The sequence below is a fragment of the Pseudoalteromonas sp. 2CM32C genome (assembly GCF_023161925.1).
GTDB classification, from domain to species: domain Bacteria; phylum Pseudomonadota; class Gammaproteobacteria; order Enterobacterales; family Alteromonadaceae; genus Pseudoalteromonas; species Pseudoalteromonas marina.
Map to the genome: position 1 here is coordinate 87,069 of NZ_JALNTI010000006.1, position 22,957 is coordinate 110,025.

Consider the following 22,957-nt stretch of genomic DNA (forward strand, 5'->3'; position numbering starts at 1 on the left):
TAACTGGAGTAATAATGCCAAAACGTACCGACATAAAAAGCATTCTTATCTTAGGCGCAGGCCCAATTGTTATTGGTCAAGCTTGTGAATTTGACTACTCTGGTGCACAAGCGTGTAAAGCACTCAGAGAAGAAGGCTATAGAGTTATCCTTGTTAACTCAAACCCAGCAACGATTATGACCGACCCAGAAATGGCTGATGCAACATACATCGAACCAATTCACTGGGAAGTAGTAGAAAAAATTATTGAAAAAGAAAAGCCAGATGCAGTCCTGCCTACAATGGGCGGCCAAACAGCATTAAACTGTGCACTTGATTTAGACAAGCACGGTGTATTGGCTAAGCATGGCGTAGAGTTAATTGGCGCAACAGCTGATGCAATAGACAAAGCCGAAAACCGTGAACGCTTTGACACTGCAATGAAAAATATTGGTCTTGAGTGTCCTCGTGCAGAGATAGCACACTCAATGGAAGAAGCTAAAGATACAATGAGCCGCATAGGCTTACCGTGTATCATTCGTCCTTCTTTCACCATGGGTGGCACCGGTGGCGGTGTTGCTTACAACATGGAAGAGTTTGAAGAAATTTGTGAGCGTGGTTTAGACCTGTCACCTACTAACGAATTACTAATTGATGAATCACTGATTGGTTGGAAAGAGTACGAAACAGAAGTTGTTCGTGACAAAAAAGACAACTGTATTATTGTTTGTACTATTGAAAACTTTGACCCAATGGGCGTGCACACAGGTGATTCAATCACTGTTGCACCAGCGCAAACGTTAACCGACAAAGAATACCAAATTATGCGTAATGCCTCTATGGCAGTACTGCGTGAAATTGGTGTTGAAACCGGTGGCTCTAACGTACAATTTGGTATTAACCCTAAAGATGGCCGTATGGTTATCATTGAGATGAACCCACGTGTATCGCGCTCATCGGCACTAGCCTCTAAAGCAACGGGTTTCCCAATTGCTAAAATTGCAGCAAAACTTGCAGTAGGCTACACGCTTGACGAACTTCAAAACGATATCACTGGCGGTAAAACACCAGCCTCTTTTGAGCCTTCAATTGATTACGTTGTAACTAAAATACCTCGCTTTAACTTTGAGAAATTTGCCGGTGCTAACGACCGTTTAACCACGCAAATGAAATCAGTGGGCGAAGTAATGGCAATTGGTCGTAACCAACAAGAGTCATTACACAAAGCATTACGCGGTCTTGAAGTTGGCGCAACAGGTTTTAATCCAATTGTTGCACTTGATGACCCTAAGGCAAAAGAAAAAATCATCCGTGAATTACGTGAGCCAGGTGCTGAGCGTATTTGGTACATTGCAGATGCAATGCGACACGGTATGAGCGTTGAAGATGTTTACGAGCTGACTAAAGTTAACCGCTGGTTCTTGGTTCAAATTGAAGACATTTTAAAAGATGAGGCAAGAATCGCTGAAGGCGGAATGGCTGGCCTTAATGCAGATTTTTTACGCAAGCTTAAGCGTAAAGGCTTTGCCGACCCGCGTATTGCTGAAATTGCGGGTGTGTCAGAAGCTGAAATTCGTAAAAAACGTCATCAGCTAAATATTGTGCCAGTGTACAAGCGTGTAGATACGTGTGCTGCAGAATTTAGTTCAGACACCGCTTACATGTACTCATCGTATGATGAAGAGTGTGAAGCAAATCCAACAGACAAAGATAAAATCATGGTTATTGGTGGCGGTCCTAACCGTATCGGCCAAGGTATTGAATTTGATTACTGTTGTGTACATGCTGCGCTTGCACTTCGTGACGACGGTTACGAAACCATCATGGTTAACTGTAACCCTGAAACCGTATCTACCGATTACGATACATCTGACCGACTTTACTTTGAGCCAATTACACTTGAAGACGTACTAGAAATTGTACGTGTTGAAAAGCCAAAAGGTGTTATTGTTCAATACGGTGGACAAACACCACTTAAACTAGCACGTGAGCTAGAAGCCAATGGCGTGCCAGTAATTGGTACTTCGCCAGATGCAATTGACCGTGCAGAAGACCGTGAGCGCTTCCAACAGTTAGTAGAGCGTTTAGACCTACTACAGCCAGAAAACGCAACGGTTACATCAACTGAAGAAGCTATTTTAAAATCAGCTGAAATTGGTTTCCCGCTGGTTGTTCGCCCATCTTATGTATTAGGTGGCCGTGCAATGGAAATTGTATACGACGAGGACGATTTACGTCGTTACATGACCGAAGCAGTTCAAGCCTCAAATGAAGCGCCTGTTTTATTAGACCACTTCTTAGATAACGCAATTGAAGTTGACGTTGACGCAATATGTGACGGCGAGCAAGTAATCATTGGCGGTATTATGGAACACATTGAGCAAGCTGGTGTTCACTCTGGTGACTCTGCCTGTTCATTACCAGCACATTCTTTATCGCAAGAAGTGCAAGATGTAATGCGCAAGCAAGTAACCGATATGGCTCTTGAACTGGGTGTTGTAGGCTTAATGAATACACAGTTTGCAGTAAAAGATGGCAAAGTGTATTTGATTGAAGTTAACCCACGTGCTGCGCGTACGGTTCCATTTGTATCTAAAGCCACCGGCGTTGCACTTGCAAAAGTAGCTGCACGTTGTATGGCGGGCCAATCTTTAGCGAGCCAAGGCATTACTAAAGAAATTATCCCTCCTTACTACAGCGTTAAAGAAGTGGTTTTACCGTTTGCTAAGTTCCAAGGTGTAGACCCTATCCGTGGCCCTGAAATGCGCTCAACAGGTGAAGTAATGGGTGTTGGTGATACTTTCGCCGAAGCATTCGCAAAAGCACAATTAGGTGCAAGCAATACTTTACCACGCGGTGGTCGCGCGTTATTATCTGTTCGTAATAGCGATAAGTCACGTATTGTTGAATTAGCTAAAATCATGACTGAGTTAGGTTTTGAATTAGACGCAACAGGTGGCACAGCCAAAGCGCTTGAAGAAGCGGGTATTAACGTTCGTCGCGTAAATAAAGTTTACGAAGGTCGTCCACATATTCTTGATTACATTAAGAATAAAGAATACAGCTATATCGTTAATACCACCGAAGGTCGCCAAGCGATCGAAGATTCGAAGGTGTTACGTCGTGGTGCATTGCAAAATAAAACCAACTATACGACTACCTTGAACGCGGCATTCGCTAACTGTACTGCTAACAAAGCAGATGACCGCAGTAAAGTGGCGTCAGTTCAAGAGCTACACCTGCGATTGAACTAAGGAAATGTACCAAGGCCTAATTAGGCCTTGGTGTTAAGTGAGAAAATATGCAAACAATTCCGATGACAGTTCGTGGCGCAGATTTACTGCGTAAAGAGCTTAACGAATTAAAAACAGTTACCCGTCCTAAAATCATCGCTGATATTGCTGATGCGCGTGAACACGGTGACTTAAAAGAAAACGCTGAGTACCACGCTGCGCGTGAGCAACAGGGTTTTTGTGAAGGTCGTATTCAAGAAATTGAAGCTAAACTTTCAAATGTTCAAATAATCGACGTAACTAAAATGCCTAACACAGGTAAGGTTATTTTTGGTACCACAGTAACTATTGTTAATGTAGAGACTGATGCCGAAGTTAAATACCAAATAGTTGGCGATGATGAGGCAGATATTAAAAATAACTTAATTTCTGTTAACTCACCTATAGCACGTGGTTTGATTGGTAAGCAAATGGATGATGCAGTCACCATTAAAACACCAAAGGGCGACGTTGAATACGAAATCATTGAAGTTGAGTACCTTTAATATATCCTCACTTTAGCGTTTACATAAAAGCCGATGTGATTACATCGGTTTTTTTATGCCTTTAATAATCTCGACTTTGTTTACTTTATTGGGTACGTTAGGTTGACTATATCCTAATGATTGAGAGTACTGATGTCCTTAATTAATTTTCCTGAGCCACTTAAACCTAATGATAATATTGCAATTTGTGCGTTTTCTTCAGGTGTTGATAATCACTTTCAAACACGATTAGACACTGTGCTAAATGGTTTAAAGTCGCAAGGGTATAAAGTAATTGAAGGTGACAGTGTAAGGCAAAATATCAGCGCTAAAGAGCGAGCTTTAGAGCTAATGCACTTTCTTACCGACGATAATATAGCGGCAATTATGCCCCCATGGGGTGGAGAGCTTGCCCTAGACGTTTTGCAATATATTGACTTTAACATAGTGAAAACGGCTAAACCTAAGTGGTTAGTGGGGTTCTCTGATGTTAGTACATTAGCATGTGTGCTCACTTCTCGATGTGGTTGGGCAACCCTTCATACTGCTAATTTAATGCAGCTACATCCAAATGAAACAGATCATAATTGTGTAAAAGTTTTTCACGCTTTAGCGCTCACCAAAGGCGAGCAATTTGAACAAGTACCTTCAGCATCATACCAAAGTAAATTAATTAATTATGAGAGCGACCCTGATGCGTTGTTTGAACTTACTGAGCCAACGCAATGGCAATGCTTAAATTACAACGATGCGCGTAAATTAGAAATAACAGGCCGGCTTTTTGGCGGTTGTTTAGACACGCTAAATTTGTTGCTTGGCTCGCCTTACCTCGATTTACATCGCTTTAAACAAGAGTATGCCCCAGAGGGCCTTGTGCTGTTTCTAGAAAACGCGGAGTTAAGCCCAACAGCCGTAGCACGTAGTCTCATTGCCTTAAAACTAAATGGCGTACTTACTGATGTAAACGGTATTATACTTGGTCGCAGTGCCGTTATTGATAGCCCCCATAAGCAGATTGATTATTACCAAGCAATAGAATTAGCACTTGGTAAATGTATTTTCCCCGTACTGTTTGATGCTGATATTGGCCATGTTGCACCTAATTTAAACTTAATTAATGGTGCAAGCTGTACGATTAACGCAGACATAAATGAAGGCAAAGTGATTAAGGCATCGCTAAGCACTAAGCTGTGTTAATTATTAAGTTTTATATCTAATGTATAGTTGAAAAGGAATCTTTAATTGAACATTACGGACGCTCATTACTCATACTTTTTAGGCAGGAGACTCCGTCACTAAGCTATTTTTTTCACTTCTCACATCGCTAGTTAGGTTAAACTGATGCGATCACTATAATTTAATAAACCCTACTATGGCTAAATGTGCCTCTAAGATAAACCTTGATCTTAGAGGAACGATTTCCTATTTACTGCCCGCGTTATTCGTGGAATTATTAAGCAACTAAAATGCAATTTATGCAGAACGTGTAAACAATTTTAGCTAAGGAGTAGTTATGTGGGATGAAAGGTATAACACTCAACAATACGCTTATGGCAAAGAGCCAAACGATTTTTTAGCCCAGCAATACAAACAATTACCTAAAGGCAGAGTTATAAGCTTAGCCGAAGGCGAGGGCCGAAATGCGGTATTTTTAGCAAAAATGGGTTATGAGGTTACTGCGGTTGATGGCTCGAAAGTAGGCCTTGAAAAAGCAGCAAAACTTGCAAAAGAGCATTGCGTAAACATTGAACTGATACATGTTGATTTAGCAGAATTTGATTTTGGAAAAGAAATATGGGATGCAGTCGTCTCTATTTATTGCCCTTTACCGAGCGCAGTTCGCTCTGCGGTATATAAACGTGCTGTAAAAGGTTTAAAGCCAGATGGAGTATTTTTACTCGAGGCCTATACACCAGAGCAAGTAAACTATAATACCGGCGGCGGCCCAGATGCAGATACTAAAACCTCAAAAAGCGATTTAGAGGATGACTTAATAGGGCTTAGTTTTGTACATTTAGAAGAATTAAAACGAGAAGTGTTTGAGGGCTCGTATCACACCGGTTTAGCATCGGTCTTGCAGGCTATAGCTAAAAAATAAATGTTATATAAGTTTAGGGCGCTTGTTATAGCGCCCTTTATTTTTATGGTTTAAACAAAGGCTAATTTTTCTTATCTGATAATTTCTCAACCAATTCAACTCGGCGATTAAGCTCACGCCCTAATTCGTTATTGTTTGTGGCAACCGGTGAATATGGGCCTGCGCCATGAGCGAGCAGTCTTGATTTTGACACGCCATAATTAGTTATTAGCGCCTTAACAACAGCATCAGCCCGGCGCTTAGAAAGGTTTAAATTATATTCAGCTGACCCTTTATCGTCTGTGTGCCCAACTACATATAAGCTCAGCTGTTTATTTTTATCTAATACTTGTGCAATGGTATCTAAAGCCTGCTTAGACTCTGGTTTAATACTGGCTTTATCATAATCAAATTGCACACCGTATATTGATGCTTTTCCTTTTTGCGCTAACTGCTCTAGTACTTTGTCGCTATTAGTTTCGATTAAACCAGTTTGCAATGGAGTGGTTTGCATAACCACGAGTTGAATACGTGAATGGCCTTGATAATTCCCTATAAAAAATGCAGCGTAAGTCGTTTGTTCATTAAGCGTTTTTTTCATAACCTGATAGCGAGGTTGCCTTGAGTAGTTATAAATTAATTTAACCGCTAAAACATCACCTAATTGATTTATATCTTCTCTGATTTTTCTTTTATTAGTATTTTTACTACATGAGCTTTTTTGGCACGAAAATACAGTTTCAAACCCCTCTTTAACTAATGCGCCAACATAGTTGTGGTAAATTTTAAGAGAGGATACGTTATTTACCACATAAGTAATCTGAGTTATGTCGCCAATCACATCAAGTGTTGGGATCTGTTTTGTTTTTTTATCTACAACACCCACAGGAATGTTAAATTCTTCGTAGTCTACTTGCTTAAAATCCTCAATATAACTACCTGGATAACGACTCAGCAACGGGTGATCTTGAGTTCCTTTTTTATCTTTTCTTGGGGCTTTATTACTATTTTTATGTGTTGTTGTTTTAAGTGCACTGAGATCGGCGGTTATTAAGCCGGTTTCAATCTCTTTTATATCTATAGTGGTTAACTGCACACCCGTTTCATTTTTATATTGCCCTACATAAAGAGCAACAGCAGCCTCAAGTTTGTCAGTGCCTTTGGTTGCGAATATATAATAGGGGTTTCTAAATGCACTACCAAGGTTAAAATAGCTAGATTTTTCGCCTAACCGCTTCTCATCTTTGTATCTATCACCTGAGTAACATTCATCTAGCGAACACATATAGTTAATAGTAAAGCCGGCTTTATTAAGTGCTTCTTGATAGTTTTTGGTGACCTTTAAAGAAGCCACATTTTTTATATCGTAAGAGTAATGGCTCGCAAAGCCAATAAATGAGTCAAAAGTAAATTGTTTGGCCTTTGTTTCATTGCGATTAAACTGTGTAACAAGGCGAGTTTGTTCACCTTCTAGTACCACTTTATTTTGTAATTTTGCACCAGGATAAGGTGAAAGAAACGGCTTAGCGTGAATATAAAATGCACTTAAGCAACAAGTGAAAATGATGACTAATTTATTTATATTTTTCATTAAAATTTCCTTTTTATATTGAAAGTATTCCGCGACTATAAAACAGCTGATTTTTAAAGTCATCCTACTTAACTTATAGTTTTGCTTCATTTATTTTTTTATCAACACAAAATACAGAGAACGGCGGTTTGAAAACTAAAGCATTAATAAGCTGTTTTGGTTTACGTTTATTTGATGACGATTGCTCAGAAAAATGAGAACCTTATTAAAGTCACTTACATAAATAAGTTATTGAGCCTTCCGCACCTAAATAATAAAAGGAAAACAATGAAAATAGATGACATCAGAGTGTTTGTGCCGTGTAAAAACTATCAACAATCGTGTGCATTTTATCAGGCGCTGGGCTTTAATGTTGAGCAGGCATCAGCTGATTTAAGTATTGCAACATCAGGTGAATGCAGCCTCTTTTTACAGCGTTACTACAACCAAGAATTTGCTGAAAATTTAATGCTGCAAGTGTGCGTATTAAACATAAATGAAGCCTTTGACATTATTAGTAAGCTCACTAACTTTGATATTCGCTTTGAAGGAATAAAACAAGAGCCGTGGGGTAAAGTGATTTATTTATGGGGACCATCAGGCGAGCTTTTACACATAACTGAATTTAATTAAAAAGGAATAATAATGAAAAAAAATACGTTTTTTGTCATTTTGATGGTTTTTGTTCTGACCTCATGTAGTGCGCTTGTGAGTAATAATGCAGGTAAAAATACGCGTTCTAGCAGTTTGGTTGACTTTCTTTATCCAAACGAAGATAGCCGTGCTACGTATAAACCAGAAATTCCGGTGTTGAAATTACCCGTTACAGTGGGTATTTCATTTGTGCCGTCTAAAGAGTGGCAAGCAAACGGTATTGAAAGTCAAAATGAGGTAGAGTTGCTCGAAAAAGTTAAAAAATCGTTTTTGCAGTACGATTACATTGACCGCATAGAAGTGATTCCAAGTACGTACCTTAAAGGTGGGGAAGGGTTTTCAGCGCTTGAACAAGTAGGGCGACTGTACGATGTAGACGTGATGGCATTGGTTTCTTACGATCAAGTAACGCAAACCTATGAAAATAACGCCGCATTATTATATTGGACCATTGTAGGTATGTACGTTATTCCCGGTAACGAAAATACGATTCAAACCTTCGTCGACACTGCTGTTTTTGATATAAAAAGTAAAAAAATGCTTTTTAGAGCACCTGGTATCAGTAAGCTTGAAAAAAGAACCACTGCTATTGGTATTGACGAAACGCTCAATGAAAAGTCACTTGAGGGGTTTAATTTAGCGGTTACCGATATGAGCCTAAATTTAGATGCGGAATTAGCACGCTTTAAAACGCGGGTTAAAGAAGAAAAAATAGCAAAAATAGAGAATAAAGATGGCTCAAGCAGTGCTGGGGCGTTTAGTGTGTTTATTCTGGTTTTTATATCGCTACTTCTTTTAAAGCGCAGATATGTAAATAACTAAACATCTACATAGTTAAGTCGCTAAATAATTAAATTTAAAACGCCACATTATTCAACTTATGCGGCGTTTTTTGATGGTGTTTAGCTTAATTTTTCATTAAAAAACGCTAAGGTACGCTGCCAAGCAAGCTCTGCTTTTTGCTCATCATAACGCCCAGTAGAGTCGTTATGAAAACCATGATTAGCGCCTTCATACATGTGCATAGTGTACTCAACATTGTTAGCTTTTAAGCTTTTTTCATACTCAGGCCATGTGGCGTTAACGCGTTTATCAAGTTCACCTAATTGAATCATTAAAGGGGCTTTAATATTTTTGTGTAAGCTTTCACTTGCAGGTGTGCCATAAAAGGGCACGCCCGCGCTGAGTAAGTCACTATCAACTGCGGCTAAGTAGTTAACAATATAACCCCCAAAACAAAAGCCTACGGCGCCTAATTTGCCGTTGCTGCTAGGGTGGGCTTTTAAAAATTGAGCGGCGGCTACAAAGTCGTTTTGAATTTTAGCTCTGTCCATCGTGCGTTGCATTGCACGTCCCTCATCATCATTACCCGGATAGCCACCAAGCGGGAAAAGTACATCGGGGGCAAAAGCAATAAATCCTTTTTTGGCTAAGCGCCTTGCTACATCTTTTATGTAAGGGTTTAAACCACGGTTTTCGTGAATAACTAATACAACCGGCAGTTTACGTTCAATTTTGCTAGGCACCGCTAAATAACCTTTACCCTTACCATGCCCGTTTGGCGAATCAAATTCCTCGTAGGTAGCTTTAATATCGTCATCGTTAAACGAGACTTGCTCTGCAAGTGCGTAGTTAGGTAAAAGCGCGCTGGTGAGCACACTCATTGAAATCCCTAGTGCTGCAAGGCCACCTAGTTTTTTCATAAAAGTGCGACGGTCCATTAAACCATGGGCATATTCGTCGTACCAATCAAACGCTTCTTGAGGAATGTGATCTATTTGAGATGAATTCATGGTTTTCCTTAATTGTTATGCTTTTTAATATTAAGTACCTAAACGTATCGGGTATAAAAAACGAGCACTAATTTTACTATTTAGTGTATTTTTGCCGTTAACTATTAATAAGCAGACAGGCTATGATCAACCCCCATCATAAAATCTAATCCTACAAAGGCAAACGCTACAACAATGGCACCCAATAACATTAAATTACGGTTATTTTTTCTGTATCCAACAATGGTTAGTACTGCAAATATGATAAATAAAATAAGTTGAAATGTACCCATGGTTAATCCTTTAAGAAAGTAAACTGAGAGTCAAAATACCAGTGAAAAGGGGAAGTTAGCAAATAATTGAAGGTTATTTTTAACTATAAATAAAAAGCTCGGCATGTTGCCGAGCTTTTTTGGTTGGGGTTTTACTTAATTAGCTATTGGTCGTTGTTGGTTGGCCATCGACAATAGGGTGTTTACCACGCCACTTACGAATCATTCGTTTTGTATCTTCAAGTGCGACATACTGACACGGTATAAGAATAAGCGTAATCACGGTGGCAAATAGAACACCAAAGGCGAGTGATACTGCCATAGGTATTACAATTTGTGCCTGTAAACTCGTTTCCATAATAATAGGTAACACGCCAATAAAGGTGGTCACTGAGGTTAGCAATATAGCTCTAAAACGACGAGCTCCCGCTTGCATAACCGCTTCTTTTATAGGTACACCTTCAGCACGCGCTTTATTTACAAAATCAACCATAACGAGAGAGTCGTTAACTACAATACCGGCTACTGCAATGATGCCAAACATTGAAAGGCCGCTCATGGTCATTCCTAATACCATATGCCCAAACATTGCACCGACCACACCAAATGGAATAACCGACATAATGATCAATGGTTGTGAGTATGAGCGAAGCGGAATGGCTAATAATGCAAATATAATCATTAGTGAAATTGCAAAATCACGTAATTGCTCATCAGCGCTTTCCATTTCCTCTTGCACTCGACCAGCGACATTACTGGTAACACCTGGGTAATTTTGTAAAAGGGTTGGTAAATACTCGTCAGTGATTTCTTTTACAATGGCAAAAGGTTCAACTTTATCAGTATTAATGGCTGCCCATACATTAACTGTTCTGTTTGCGTTTTCACGGCGGATTCTGTTTACACCATCTACAATGTTGATTTGTGCAACTTCACTTAACGGCACTTCAACACCTGTTGGCGTGATAATACGTGTGCTGTGTATGTTACTAATAGAGTTACGTTCGTTTTCAGGGTAGCGGATCATCACTCTGATCTCTTCGCCTTCACGTAAAATACGTTGTGCTTCTAAACCGTAGTAACTAAAGCTTACTTGCGATGCAACGTCTGCAAGGGTCAATCCCATGCTGTATGCAAGTGGTTTTAAATCAAGTTGTACTTCATCGGTAGCGCTTTGTAGTGAGTCGTTAACATCGCCTACGCCTTCCATGCTTTGTAATTTAGTTTTTAATAACGAAGCAACTTCTTTTAGTTTCTCGGTATCTTTACCTTGCAGTCTAAAACTTACGTCGCCGTCATCTCGTCCGCCGCCAAATAAGTTATCTTCAATGGTCAACGTTTTAACGCCCGGCAATGGTGGCATTTTTTCACGCCATAATGAGCTAAGAGTGAAGGTATCAATAGGGCGTTTATCAGGTTCAATGAGCACAGCCATTAATTGTGCGGTGGTACGGCCACGAAGGCTTACCGAAAGGTCACGAATCATTTTTTGACCGTATTGTGCTTCAAGCTCTTCATCTACACTAAGAAGTACCGCTTCAATTTTTTTAGCTGTTTCAAGTGTTGCTTGCTCTGATGATTCAAGATTCATTTCTACAACCACACGCGGAAAGTCATGTTGTATTTTAGGGTTTGGTACAAATTTAACTAAACCGCCTGCAAACATGCCTGCGCTCATAATTAAAATACATATAAACCCAATAATTACGGTATAGCGATAATGAATACAGTGCCCTATGAAAGGCGTGTAGTAATTTTGAACAAACGATTTAAGGCCTTTATCAACAACCATACGCACCTTGTGCAATGGGTTTTTAGGATTAGGTTTACGTGGGTTCATTGCGGCAATATGAGCCGGTAAAATAAGTTTTGATTCAATTAACGAAAAAATCAAACACAGGATAATAACGACACCAATCGCTTTAGAAAATGCTGCGCCTGGGCCTGATGCCATAGCTTGTGGTAAAAAAGCAGCAATGGTGGTGAGTACGCCAAATGTAGCGGGCATTGCAACACGTTTAACACCACGGATTACGTTATCGAGTGAGTGGCCGTGTTTTTCTATTTCGGCACTGGCCGATTCGCCCACAACAATTGCATCGTCCACCACAATACCGAGTACAATTATAAAGGCAAACAGCGACACCATATTAATGGTGATATCTAAAAAGCCTATCGGCATGAACAAAAAGGCACCCAAAAAAGAAACCGGTAAACCCATCATTACCCAAAATGCTAATCTAAGCGGTAAAAATAATGCCAATACCAGCATAACTAAAACACCACCCCATACCATGTTATCGATCATCATATCGAGACGACCTTGCAGGTAGTAGGTTAAATCAACCATAGGGGTTAGTTTTACGCCTTGTGGTAATTTAGATTCTTTTTCGGCCATGTAATTTTTAAGTACTTTGGCAACGTCGGTAATGTCTTGATCTTTAGATGCTGCAATATCAAACATTAACGAATTTTTACCATTGTACTTTGAATATAATAAGCCTTCTTCAAAACCATCGTTAATGGTGGCTACATCGCCTAAATATATTTGTGCGCCATCAGCAAGGGTAATTAAAGGCAACTGCTCAAACTCATTGCCTTTATATGCTTGTTTTTCAACACGCATAGAAATATACCCGTTATCTGAACGGATTTGGCCAGCCGACATATTAGTTGAAAAGTTTCTTACAGCGTTTGATACATCTCTAAAGGTAAGCCCGTATTCACGCAGTTTGTCGGGGCTAATCTCAATGCCTATTTCATAATTTAAGCCGCTAAAAAAACTGACTAAATTAACACCAGGTAAAGCGAGTAATTCATCTTCTAAATCGGTACCTAGTTCTTTTAGTTGGGCATAGGTCATATCCCCATATAGCGCAATAAACATCACTTCTTGTTGAAACTTATCGCGCTGAATTATTGGCCTTTCCATACCCGCAGGAAACGAGTTTATAGAATCTACTTGGGCTTTTATCTCGTCTAAAGCTTCTTGAAGGTCGTATTTTTCTTCAATTTCAATCCATGCTTGTGCGTAGCCGCGATTAGAGTAAGTTATAAAGCGTTTAATGCCCTCTAATCCCTCTAGGTTTTCTTCAATTTTTATTGTAATGCCTTCTTCAACCTCTTGCGGTGCGGCGCCAGGGTAAACGGCTTGAACACTCACCCAGTTACTTTCAAATTGCGGAAATGCTTGCTTACGAATCGTTAAGGCTGTTAATAAACCGCCAACAAGAATAAAAATCATGATTAAATTTGCTGCAACAGGGTTACGAGCAAACCAGGCAATTAGGCCCTTTTCAGAGGTACTCATAAGGTGTCCTCTTTAAGAGCAAGCTGTGTTACTTCGCCTTGTTCGTCATCTTCATCTGTTTTAACAGCCATTCCTTCGCTTGGGTATTCTAGTGCTGAGGTAATTAACTGTTCGCCAAATTGTAATCCTTGATCGGCTATTACCATGCCATCTTGTTCACGAACAATATTTAGTGTTTTAAAGCTTAGAGTATTGTTCGCGTTTAAAATGGCAATTTGTTTATCTTTAACAAGGTGATGCGGGACAATAATTGCGTTATCAAGGGCTCTGCCCTCAATGGTTGCATTAATGTATGAACCAAAACGTAGTGGTTTAGTGTTATCGGCGTATGGCGTTGGCAGTTGCGCAACTAAATAACTCATGCGGCTTACTTGATCTATTACCCCTTCGCTTCGAACAACTTCGGCCTGCCAAGACGTTTGCTTGCCGGCAAATTCAGCATTAAGGGTAACAGTAGCACCAATGCCTCCATTGGCTAGGTATTGCATTTCGCTATCGGCTACAGGTAAACGTACTTCAGCCACCGATGTGGCACTTAGTGCGCCAAAGCTACTGCCCGGGTTTACTACAGAGCCTAAGCTTATTGTGCGTGCATTAATAATAGCGTCGTATGGGGCTTTTATATAAGTGCGTTCAAGGTTACGCTTTGCACGTTTAACACTGGCTTGAGCAGAGCGGTAACGCGCTAGCTTTTCGGCTAATTGCGGTTTACGTAAATAAAGCTCTGATGCAGTTGAGTCACTTGAGTCTGATTTAATACGTTCCCATTCAGCTTTTGCTACATGTGCTTGGGCGCGTTCTATTTCAAGGGCTGAACTTGCTTGAGCAAGGCCTGCTTGTGCTTCAATAAAATCGGCTTCGTAATCATTTGGATCAATTCGTGCTAATATGTCGCCTTGTTTTACAAATGCACCTTCAACAAATTCATCTGCTACGGAAATAACTTGGCCACTTACTTGTGCAACTAGCTCGGTACGGTCCTTAGGTTTTACAACCCCGTACGATTTTACGTCGAGTGTTATTGCATCAATGTTGACTGTTTGCGCAGCAACCAGTGGACGAGTATCTTGCGCTGGTTTTTCTTCAGGCGGGGTTTTCATATTTGAAAAGCCAATTGCCAGTGCAATTCCGGCAGCTAAAACTGCGATTGGAAGAACAATTTGTTTTTTAGTAGCCACAAGGCATTCCTTCATAAAAGTGGTGATAGGGCAATAATACGCAATAAAGTGTTTACAAGGCGTTTGAAGATGTAACAAAGCATTACATATGTGTATTACAAATAAATATTTGGCTCTAAAAAGGAGTCTGTATTGTTAAATATGTGGTTAATTTAAACTGAGGGTGTTATGAAAACAGAGCCAATGGCGTGTCGATTGGGCTGCGGTGCATGTTGCATTGCGCCAAGTATTAGCTCGCCAATACCGGGTATGCCAAATGGCAAAAAGGCCGGAGAACGTTGTATTCAGCTAGATGAGCGCAATTTATGTAAGTTATTTGGTGATGAGTCTCGACCAAAAGTATGCAGTGATTTTAGTGCCACAGTTGATGTGTGTGGGTCAACTAATGCAGAGGCTCTTGCGCTTATCACGGAGCTTGAACAATTAACTTAGTTGGTGTGTTCAATACACACATAGTTACATTTAACTACTACCGAGTAACTTTTTTAAGTTATTAAAAGCTGCGCTTTTAGAGTAGTCATTAGCTTAAAGTCTTTTGGCTTTTATTTTCCTCATTCATTTCTCTTTGTGCCATATGTTTTTTCTTTACCAGAATAAAACGAATACGTTTAACTTGATGGATGAAACCATTAAGTGAACGATTCACAAAGAGGGTAAGAGGCGCTTCGCTTTTAGAGCAAAGGCTAATTGAATAAGTCTTAACTAACCTATCAGATTTAATTTTTTTATTATGATCAAATCTGACAGTCGCATACGTGCCATGTATAGTCTTTGAACCTTAATAATCTATACTTTGAATTGTTGAGGTTATGTGCTCTTTACTTACGAATATTGTGCCATCATCATTTAATGATCACCGCTTTTCTTTCGAAGTATTGAGTTACTTTACTCAAAACGAATACTCAGGGCTTGCCTTACAAACGCTGTCTATATTTCTTTCGAAGAGTAAAGAATGCATAACAAATTTCAATAATCGGAGATTTGGCATGAATACTAAAAATGATAACTTTTCTGCATATGTTGGCCTTGATTGGGCAGATAAAAAACATGATATTTGTGTGCAGGTTAAAGACGAAGAGTCTCGGGCGTTCAGCGTAATTTATCACACACCTGAATCAATTCATGATTGGGTTGAGGGATTACATAAAAAAGTAAAAGGCAATATTGCTGTTGCAGTTGAGTTAAATAAAGGACCTATAGTATATGCCTTGCAAAAATATAGCTTTGTTACAGTTTATCCTATTCATGGATTAACCCTTGCTCGATACAGACAAGCTATGTTTCCTAGCGGTTCAAAAGATGATCCTTCAGACGCTGAATTAGCATTAGATATGATGTTCAATTATCCAAAGAAGATTACCCCCCCTCAAACCAAGCAGCGAGAAAACAAGAACATTAGCCCTTTTTGTCGAACAACGTCGATTACTTGTAGACGACAAACGTAGGCATGCGAACCGAATCATTAATGCTCTAAAGCAATATTATACACAGCCCTTAGAGTGGTTTCCACATAGAGATACAGAGCTATTTTGTAATTTTCTAATTAAATTCCCAAACTTAAATGAATTGAAACGCGTTAGAACAAATACAGTTGCCAAACTGTTAAACTCCAGAGGAGGGCCCACTGTTAAGAAGACCGCAGAACGCATTGCATCTATAAAGGAGGCAATTCCTCTTACTAACGACGAATCTTTAATTATACCTTATCAAACGTTTGTCATCGCATTGACTAAACAGATGTTGGTATTAATTAACAATATTCGAGAGTATGACTCACAAATAAACTCAATTTTTACCAGTATGGATGACGCCTCAATATTTGCTTCACTTCCCGGTACAGGCCCTTGCCTTGCTCCTAGGCTTTTAGCTGCTTTAGGGGAAGATAAATCTCGTTTTAGTAGCGCACAAGAAATACAAAACTATGCAGGCTTATCGCCAGTTACAAAGCGTAGTGGTCAAAAGAGCTGGGTACATTGGCGCTGGCAATGTTCTAAATTTGTCCGTCAGAGCTTTATAGAGTGGGCTTCCAAAAGCGTAGGGCAATCTTATTGGGCGGGCATTTATTACGCACAGCAAAAAGCGAAAGGTAATTCACACCAATCGGCAATAAGAGCGCTGGCCTATAAATGGGTAAGGATCTTATTTAGGTGCTGGAAAACAGGAAAAGCTTATGATGAATCAAAATATTTAAAAGCACTAAAAGAGAAAGGTTCTCCTCTTTTAGTGGTAGAAAAAGCTTGTTGAATGCCTCAGGGCGTGAAGCGGCCACTCATTACCTTAGTCACTTGTTAGCAGTATTATTAGTCATGTTTCCCTTCTGATTCAATAACATCGGGAGTATAAAGGTCACTAGCAAAATCGAATGTAGTAGTAGAGTAGTTTGGGCGAATTTTTGCGTCTAGAGGTTCTATAATGTTCAATAAAATCCAGCAGCTGTCGGGCCCTAAAACAACTCTCACAATTTCATGGTCAACTACTCCTGTAGCAGATAGTCTTTGCATTTTGTGAAATAGACCAACAAACTTTCTTCTAGAGTTATCGATCGACTCAAACTCTTCTAATTCCCTACCTTGAAGTTGGTCAGCCTTGTTTTTTTGAAGTAATGCAAAATATATTTCATCAAAGTTATCTTTTTTTCCAAACTTTGTTAACGTAATAATCGAATTGCGCATTTCAGAAGAAGATATTTCGTTCATAAAAGGCATAATCACTTCAAGACTAATAGCGTTTTTCTGGTGCGTAGCCATTTCTTGTTGTGCCTGCGTAGAGTCAACTATCTCTTTCCTTGTTAACTCTAATTCCTCCGCTTGTATTCTTAATGCTTCGCGTTGCTGCTGGATACTTATTATTACGGCGATTAACGCGAAACCAGAGAAAAAAGCACTGGCAGGTCCGAACATTCCCCCAACAGGAGCTACGACTTTAATAACATTTTGATCTGCAGGATTAATAAATCCCAAATGATAGAGTGCATATGGAGCCAACCCTAGCAATAATGATATCAATAAAGCAAAAATAAAAATTAAGAGCCAATACCCTTTATATTTCATTTAATTCTCCGATTTAAATAAAAGTTACTCGTTGCAATATAAGATGATTACACCTTTTACTGCTAACGCCTCGCTAAGAGGCACAAGATAGTTGGTTAAAATAAGCGACGCAGGAGCAAAAACCAACTGTTTTTTGTCCTTTTGAGCGACTTGTTATACACCGCTTTCACAATGTTTTGCAATGAAAGCCTCAATCATTGCATCAAACGATTTATATGCTGGATTGTGTGGATGAGTACGACCTATGAATACATTTTTATCGCTATTGTATATAGACAATGACTCTTTATATTTTATACAACCATTTACATAACTATTATCTGTAACGTAGGCATTGCCCATAGAAAATAAAGCTTTTGAAACACCCCAATAATCTCCATCCTCTTCAAATGCTTTAGCGGCTAACTCAAAGTGTTTAATTGATTTAGATGCCGTAGGATCATATTCATTGTGTTTTATATAAAAGTCTTTGTGTTCGCGGTAGCTTCTATTTTTATAAAACAACCCTAAGAAAGTATGAGCTTCAGCCACACCATAAATATTTTTTGATTTTTCAAGATCAGCGAGCGCCTCTAATCCAAGCTTTTCAGCCGCTAAACCTCGCCCCTGCGTTCCCATTAGTTGATATGCGTAATTTAGTTTAGTCATAGGATCGCTTGTATATGGAACTCTTGCCGCAGCACAGCCGAGTAAAAACAAAGTGATTAGTGAAATAATGGTCAGCTTCATGCCAAACTTTCCTTAGGTGTATAACGCCCTAATAATGGGCAAAAAATTGTTGGCTGAAATGTTGAGAAACGAAAACAGCCAACTGTTTTTTGTCCTTATTAATTAGCTTGTTAGTTGCCAATTACTCTAAATTTTCGATTGCTTTAATTACATTGTCATCCAATTCTCTAACCCAGACATTAGAACCTTTTTTGAAAAGAACGACCCTTTCCATTAAGCCCTCAGAAAACGAACAACTTGCACTGGATTGGTAAATTTTATTAGCAACCCCTTTTAGCGATCGCTCTGTAATTAATCTAACACTTTTTTGAACTGGTACAGAAATGCGAAATTCAATTAATTCGTTTTCTTCATTATCATTTAGCAAACCAGCCTCTGCTTCTGCGGCAAAGATACCTGTGACATAAGCAATTGCAACAACGTCAGCCTCAGCTACTTCCTTTTCAAAATCAAAAGGCGCTGGTCTGCATGCCAATGCAGGGAAACAAATGATGAAGAGTAAAAAAGTTAGAATCGAACGCATAATCTTCCTTGGCAACTAACATGTTTATAGCGAGCGAATCGCGCGTTCTTCTACCACCACGTCGCTCGTTTTTCTGAATTACTCATTTGTAACAAACTTCTTAACTATTTGCCAGAACTACTAAAGTATAGTAGTTCTGGTTTTTGCCCTTAAGTAAAAACGAGCGATTAGGTCGTTTTCCTGACTATGCAAGCAATATACTTTGACGAAATTGAAAAGTAACTGTTAACCACCGCTTATCGCTGTCTGTCAGATGAAGTCTAAATCTACTTCCTTAAACTCTAAGGTGAGATATGAGCTAGTACAGATTAATTATAAGCAATAGTTGGTTTACGTTTTTTCTTATTCATTTCCCTTTGTGCAATATTATTTGTCTTTGCCAGAATAAAACGAATACTTTCAACTTGATGGGTTAGCCCAACTAAAGTGAACGATTCACAAAGAGGGTATGAGGCGCTGCGCTTTTAGAGCAAAGATTAATTGAATAAATCATAATTATTATTTCAAATTTAATTTTTAGATTTTGCTCAAATCGGATATTCGCATATGTGGCATTTATAGTCTTTGTACCTTAATAATCTATACTTTGAATTGTTGGGGTTTTGAGCTCATTACTTACGAATATTGGGCCAGCATCATTTAATGATCACCGCTTTTCTTTCGGAGTAATGAGTTACTTTACACAAAACGAATACTCAGGGTTTGCCTTACAAACGCTATCTATATTTCTTTCGAAGAGTAAAGAATGCATAACAAATTTCAATAATCGGAGATTTGGAATGAATACTAAAAATGGTAACTTTTCTGCATATGTTGGCCTTGATTGAGCTGATAAAAAACATGATATTTGTGTGTAGGTTAAAGACGAAGAGTCTCGGGCGTTCAGCGTAATTTCTCACTCAACTGAATCAATTCATGATTGGGTTAAGGCATTACATAAAAAGTAAAAGGCAATTGGAATTCCCAAAGTTTGCTAGACACTTAATGAGTTAAATTGTAACTTCTAAAAAGAGGTGTTCTTTGGGCAAAGTCAAGCGTTATACCCAAGAGTTTAAAGAAGCGGCTGTTAAACAAATGACACAGCATGGATATTCAGTTGCGGAAGTCGCTGAACGATTAGATATTTATACCAAAACGTTATATCACTGTCGGATCCAGTTACCAGATAAATCTAAGTCCGTTCAATCATCTGATGAAAAATTGAATATCGCTAATTTAGAAGCGCAATTGAAACGTGTCACGGAGGAATGGGATATTTTAAAAAAGGCTGCAAGGTACTTTGCCAGCAACCCCGAGTAAAGTAAGGCTTCATTCGTGATCATCAAAATGAGTTTTCCATTACGATGATGTGCCGCCTTTTTAAGCTGCATCGCAGTGGTTTTTATGTGGCCAGGGCGGCACGTATGGTAGCCCTTGGATACATTCAGACTTGCGTGAAGCCTTAAGCTATGCAGCGTAAACTGTGTTCCTAAGATCATTCGACAACATCAGCTTAAAGCGCAAATAGGGTATAAGTGTCGCCATATTAAAGGTGGTGAGACATCGCGGATTGCAGATAACTTATTAGCACGTCAATATAACCCGCCAGCGCCGAATTAATAGTGGGTAAGCGACATAACTTACATAAGAACCAAAGAAGGTTTTTTATATGTGGCAACAGTGATGGATTTATTTTCTCGACGTATTGTGGGTTGTCGATGAATAAAAATATGAATAAGCAGCTTGTTAAAAACGCACTTTTGATGGCTTTATATCAACATCAACCGGAGGCTGAGGTAATGGTGTTAAGTGATCAAAGCAGTCAATACGGTAGCGCTGACTATTTCGTATTTATGAAAGAACATAATCTTGTGCCTTCAATGAGCCGCGCTGGGAACTGTTATTCTAATGCGGTTGCTGAAAGCTTTTTTGCGACAATTAAAAAGCGAATAGTTAAGCGTAAGATATACTCGACACGCGAAGATGCGAAAACTGAGATATTCAATTTATAGAAATGTTTTACGATCCAAAAAAGCGCCACTCACATACAGGCGGTGTTTCACCCGCTAAGTTTGAAGAAGCTTATTATTCTGAGTTAAAAACTGTCTAGTGAAAGCTGGGATGTCCATTCATTTAGCCGACCATCTGTGAGTAACGATAATCCGTATTTTGAGTCATGATTTAAAACATCAAAGTATCGTCCAGAATATCCAGAAAAAGCCTTCGAAGACATCGCTAGCGCAAGGAACTGGGTTAACGGATTTGTAGATTGGTACAACGATGAGCACTTGCACACCGGTATTAGGATTGTCACGCCAAATCAGCGTCATTTAGGCTTAGACAAAGTGATCCTGGCGAAGCGTCATCGGGTTAATGAAATTGCGAAATTACAGAATCCAAGTCGTTGGTCAGGAAAGTCTCGAAATTTGACAATCATCAATGAAGTAAATTTGAATCCAGAGAAAAAAGAGAAGTGCGGGCGGCATAAAATTTAGCTTGATGCGACAACTAACTTGAAAAATTCCGCTGGCGCTACACAGAGAAAAACAAAGTTAAACCCATAAATATTTACCAGCCCTTGAATCACTTCTCATTCACTGCTCGGTGGTGACATAAGCACTTAGCAACACACAGTGTTGGTTTAATTATTTAGATATATTGCTACTTACCTAAATAAAACATTTCTAAAAACTTAAAACTAAAAATACCTATTTAAAACTGCGTACACGTTTAACGACTATTTTATTACTCAAAATCGCCAAACATAAAATAACCATAAACAGCATAGAGTTTGCACCAGCTTGGAGCGAATAATCTACCGACGAATGCAATAACATATCAATAATCGCAATAGCACAGCCAAAAGCCACACCCTGAAACAACGCAGTTTTGCGCTTGCGCATAGTTGCCACACACAACCACAAACAATACAAAACCAACAAACCAAGTGCCGCTGTAGCAGGTATACCCAGCTCTACAGCAAATTGAATATAATCGTTATGGGCGTTGTCGTAATAGCCTGAATAAGGCTCCGACTGATACGCAGGGAACGCCGTGTAAAACGTACCGCCGCCCGAGCCCAATAAAAGCTTATCTAAAATAAGCGGTATAGAGTCGCGAACCACCTCGTCGCGAGTTTCAGACGCAATGCTTGTTTCACTAATACGCTGTTTTACTTTTTCAACATCAAAGATAGCGCCAATAATAATCAAATCAATGATAAAAAAGCTCACTATTAATAATTTAAACGCCTTAGGTTTATTGTTATAAACAAACAGCGCCAAAAAGCTTACCACCATTAACGCAATAAAAAAGGCCGAGTTACCCATGCGGCTGCGGGTTAAAATAAGCGCCACAATTATAATTATTAACGAAATACGCAACACTATTTTAGAGCTTAAAAGTATTTCGGCCCAAGCTCTAAGAGTTTGTTTTAACGTGTTTTTACCTTTACCGTTATTACGCTTTAACTCGCTTACCAATACACCTATACCTAAACATAAACACAGCGCCAAATAGTTAGCTAAAAAGTTAGAATACGTAAATGTACCAATGGCCCGGTCGGTATGTTTATAGCCAAAAATAGGGCTAACTATATCGGGCGATAAATTTAAGTAACTAGCATAAAGTGCCTGAAAAACCCCTGCACATATAACCGCGTAAATTAGTTTTTTAATGCGCGCAGCGCTATTACAGTAAATAAAAATAAGCCAGCAAAACAAAATCATAAAGCTGGTTTTTAATAGCATTTGTTTGGTTTGAAAAGGGTCAACGCTTACCGTAAACATTTGCACGGCGCACACCGCAACAACAACACCAAGCGCCGCAAATACAGGCCACGAATACAAAGGAGGGTACAAAGGTTGGTTGTTATTTATAGCACCGTAAATTAAGTGCGTTATAAACGTAGCGCTAATTAAAAGGCCCATAGCAAGTATGGCCCAAGGTCGGTAACTGCCTAAAGGTAAAGGGAGTAAAAATAAAATGCCACACAACAATACAAAAATTAAACGATTCACTAATTTCCCTATAAACGCTTGTTACTAATACTTAACCTAAAAACTGATTTCTAACTTCTAACTTTTGTATTTTAACTAACTTCTGAAA

16 protein-coding genes and 3 pseudogenes are annotated in these 22,957 nt (G+C 39.1%); 10 read left to right on the forward strand and 9 right to left on the reverse strand.

Features of this window, described 5'->3' with window-relative positions:
• Positions 1–14: 14 nt before the first annotated feature.
• The 4 genes from carB to MTF67_RS12440 all read left to right on the forward strand — a co-directional run bounded on the left by carB (position 15) and on the right by MTF67_RS12440 (position 5,834).
• Positions 15–3,233: a carbamoyl-phosphate synthase large subunit gene (gene carB, locus MTF67_RS12425; protein ID WP_006792432.1), complete on the forward strand. Its 3,219-nt coding sequence runs from the start codon at positions 15–17 to the stop codon at positions 3,231–3,233.
• A gap of 47 nt (positions 3,234–3,280) precedes the next feature.
• Positions 3,281–3,757: a transcription elongation factor GreA gene (greA, locus tag MTF67_RS12430; protein WP_006792433.1), complete on the forward strand. Its 477-nt coding sequence runs from the start codon at positions 3,281–3,283 to the stop codon at positions 3,755–3,757.
• A 132-nt stretch (positions 3,758–3,889) separates the two neighbouring features.
• Positions 3,890–4,933, forward strand: a complete 1,044-nt coding sequence (locus MTF67_RS12435; RefSeq protein WP_248519676.1) for a S66 peptidase family protein — start codon at positions 3,890–3,892, stop codon at positions 4,931–4,933.
• Between the two features lie 316 nt (positions 4,934–5,249).
• A complete protein-coding gene (locus MTF67_RS12440) occupies positions 5,250–5,834 on the forward strand; it encodes a class I SAM-dependent methyltransferase (RefSeq protein ID WP_248519677.1) in 585 nt (194 codons plus the stop codon).
• A gap of 61 nt (positions 5,835–5,895) precedes the next feature.
• Here MTF67_RS12440 and MTF67_RS12445 read toward each other — a convergent pair whose 3' ends face one another.
• Positions 5,896–7,404, reverse strand: coding sequence for an OmpA family protein (locus tag MTF67_RS12445; RefSeq protein WP_248519678.1), 1,509 nt, complete (start codon positions 7,402–7,404; stop codon positions 5,896–5,898).
• A gap of 267 nt (positions 7,405–7,671) precedes the next feature.
• On the opposite strand from MTF67_RS12445, the gene MTF67_RS12450 reads away from it, so the two are divergent.
• Both MTF67_RS12450 and rhlP read left to right on the forward strand, forming a co-directional pair.
• Complete coding sequence (locus MTF67_RS12450) at positions 7,672–8,016, forward strand: hypothetical protein (RefSeq protein ID WP_006792436.1); 345 nt, start codon at positions 7,672–7,674, stop codon at positions 8,014–8,016.
• A gap of 12 nt (positions 8,017–8,028) precedes the next feature.
• The gene (gene rhlP, locus MTF67_RS12455; RefSeq protein WP_248519679.1) at positions 8,029–8,859 is read left to right on the forward strand and encodes a rhombotarget lipoprotein; all 831 of its coding nucleotides are present in this window, start codon (positions 8,029–8,031) and stop codon (positions 8,857–8,859) included.
• 80 nt (positions 8,860–8,939) lie between these two features.
• On the opposite strand, the gene MTF67_RS12460 is transcribed toward rhlP, so the two are convergent.
• From MTF67_RS12460 to MTF67_RS12475, 4 genes are all read right to left on the reverse strand, one after another.
• A complete protein-coding gene (locus MTF67_RS12460) occupies positions 8,940–9,830 on the reverse strand; it encodes a dienelactone hydrolase family protein (RefSeq protein WP_248519680.1) in 891 nt (296 codons plus the stop codon).
• Positions 9,831–9,934: 104 nt separating this feature from the next.
• On the reverse strand, positions 9,935–10,102 hold the full coding sequence (locus MTF67_RS12465; protein WP_248519681.1) for a hypothetical protein: 168 nt from the start codon (positions 10,100–10,102) through the stop codon (positions 9,935–9,937).
• Between the two features lie 139 nt (positions 10,103–10,241).
• Positions 10,242–13,391, reverse strand: coding sequence for an efflux RND transporter permease subunit (locus tag MTF67_RS12470; protein ID WP_248519682.1), 3,150 nt, complete (start codon positions 13,389–13,391; stop codon positions 10,242–10,244).
• Complete coding sequence (locus MTF67_RS12475; protein WP_248519683.1) at positions 13,388–14,569, reverse strand: efflux RND transporter periplasmic adaptor subunit; 1,182 nt, start codon at positions 14,567–14,569, stop codon at positions 13,388–13,390. Before MTF67_RS12475 ends, MTF67_RS12470 begins: the two co-directional genes overlap by 4 nt.
• A 168-nt stretch (positions 14,570–14,737) precedes the next feature.
• Here MTF67_RS12475 and MTF67_RS12480 point away from each other — a divergent pair, with 168 nt between their 5' ends.
• Entirely contained in the window at positions 14,738–15,001 is a 264-nt protein-coding gene (locus MTF67_RS12480) for a YkgJ family cysteine cluster protein (RefSeq protein WP_033035838.1), read from the forward strand.
• Between the two features lie 554 nt (positions 15,002–15,555).
• Positions 15,556–16,813 (forward strand): annotated as a pseudogene (locus MTF67_RS12485) (IS110 family transposase).
• 56 nt (positions 16,814–16,869) lie between these two features.
• Here MTF67_RS12485 and MTF67_RS12490 read toward each other — a convergent pair.
• From MTF67_RS12490 to MTF67_RS12500, 3 genes are all read right to left on the reverse strand, one after another.
• A complete protein-coding gene (locus MTF67_RS12490) occupies positions 16,870–17,619 on the reverse strand; it encodes a hypothetical protein (RefSeq protein ID WP_039036775.1) in 750 nt (249 codons plus the stop codon).
• 153 nt (positions 17,620–17,772) lie between these two features.
• Positions 17,773–18,348 carry a hypothetical protein gene (locus MTF67_RS12495; protein WP_248519684.1) on the reverse strand — a complete coding sequence of 192 codons (576 nt, stop codon included), beginning with the start codon at positions 18,346–18,348 and terminating at the stop codon, positions 17,773–17,775.
• 121 nt (positions 18,349–18,469) lie between these two features.
• On the reverse strand, positions 18,470–18,871 hold the full coding sequence (locus MTF67_RS12500) for a hypothetical protein (protein WP_096801186.1): 402 nt from the start codon (positions 18,869–18,871) through the stop codon (positions 18,470–18,472).
• A 1,074-nt stretch (positions 18,872–19,945) separates the two neighbouring features.
• Here MTF67_RS12500 and MTF67_RS12505 point away from each other — a divergent pair.
• Both MTF67_RS12505 and MTF67_RS12510 read left to right on the forward strand, forming a co-directional pair.
• A pseudogene (locus MTF67_RS12505) lies at positions 19,946–20,960 on the forward strand (IS3 family transposase).
• A 13-nt stretch (positions 20,961–20,973) separates the two neighbouring features.
• Positions 20,974–21,345: pseudogene (locus tag MTF67_RS12510) on the forward strand (integrase core domain-containing protein); the annotation flags it as partial.
• A 213-nt stretch (positions 21,346–21,558) separates the two neighbouring features.
• Here the strand turns inward: MTF67_RS12510 and MTF67_RS12515 are convergent.
• The gene (locus MTF67_RS12515) at positions 21,559–22,869 is read right to left on the reverse strand and encodes an O-antigen ligase family protein (RefSeq protein ID WP_248519685.1); all 1,311 of its coding nucleotides are present in this window, start codon (positions 22,867–22,869) and stop codon (positions 21,559–21,561) included.
• Positions 22,870–22,957: the final 88 nt, after the last annotated feature.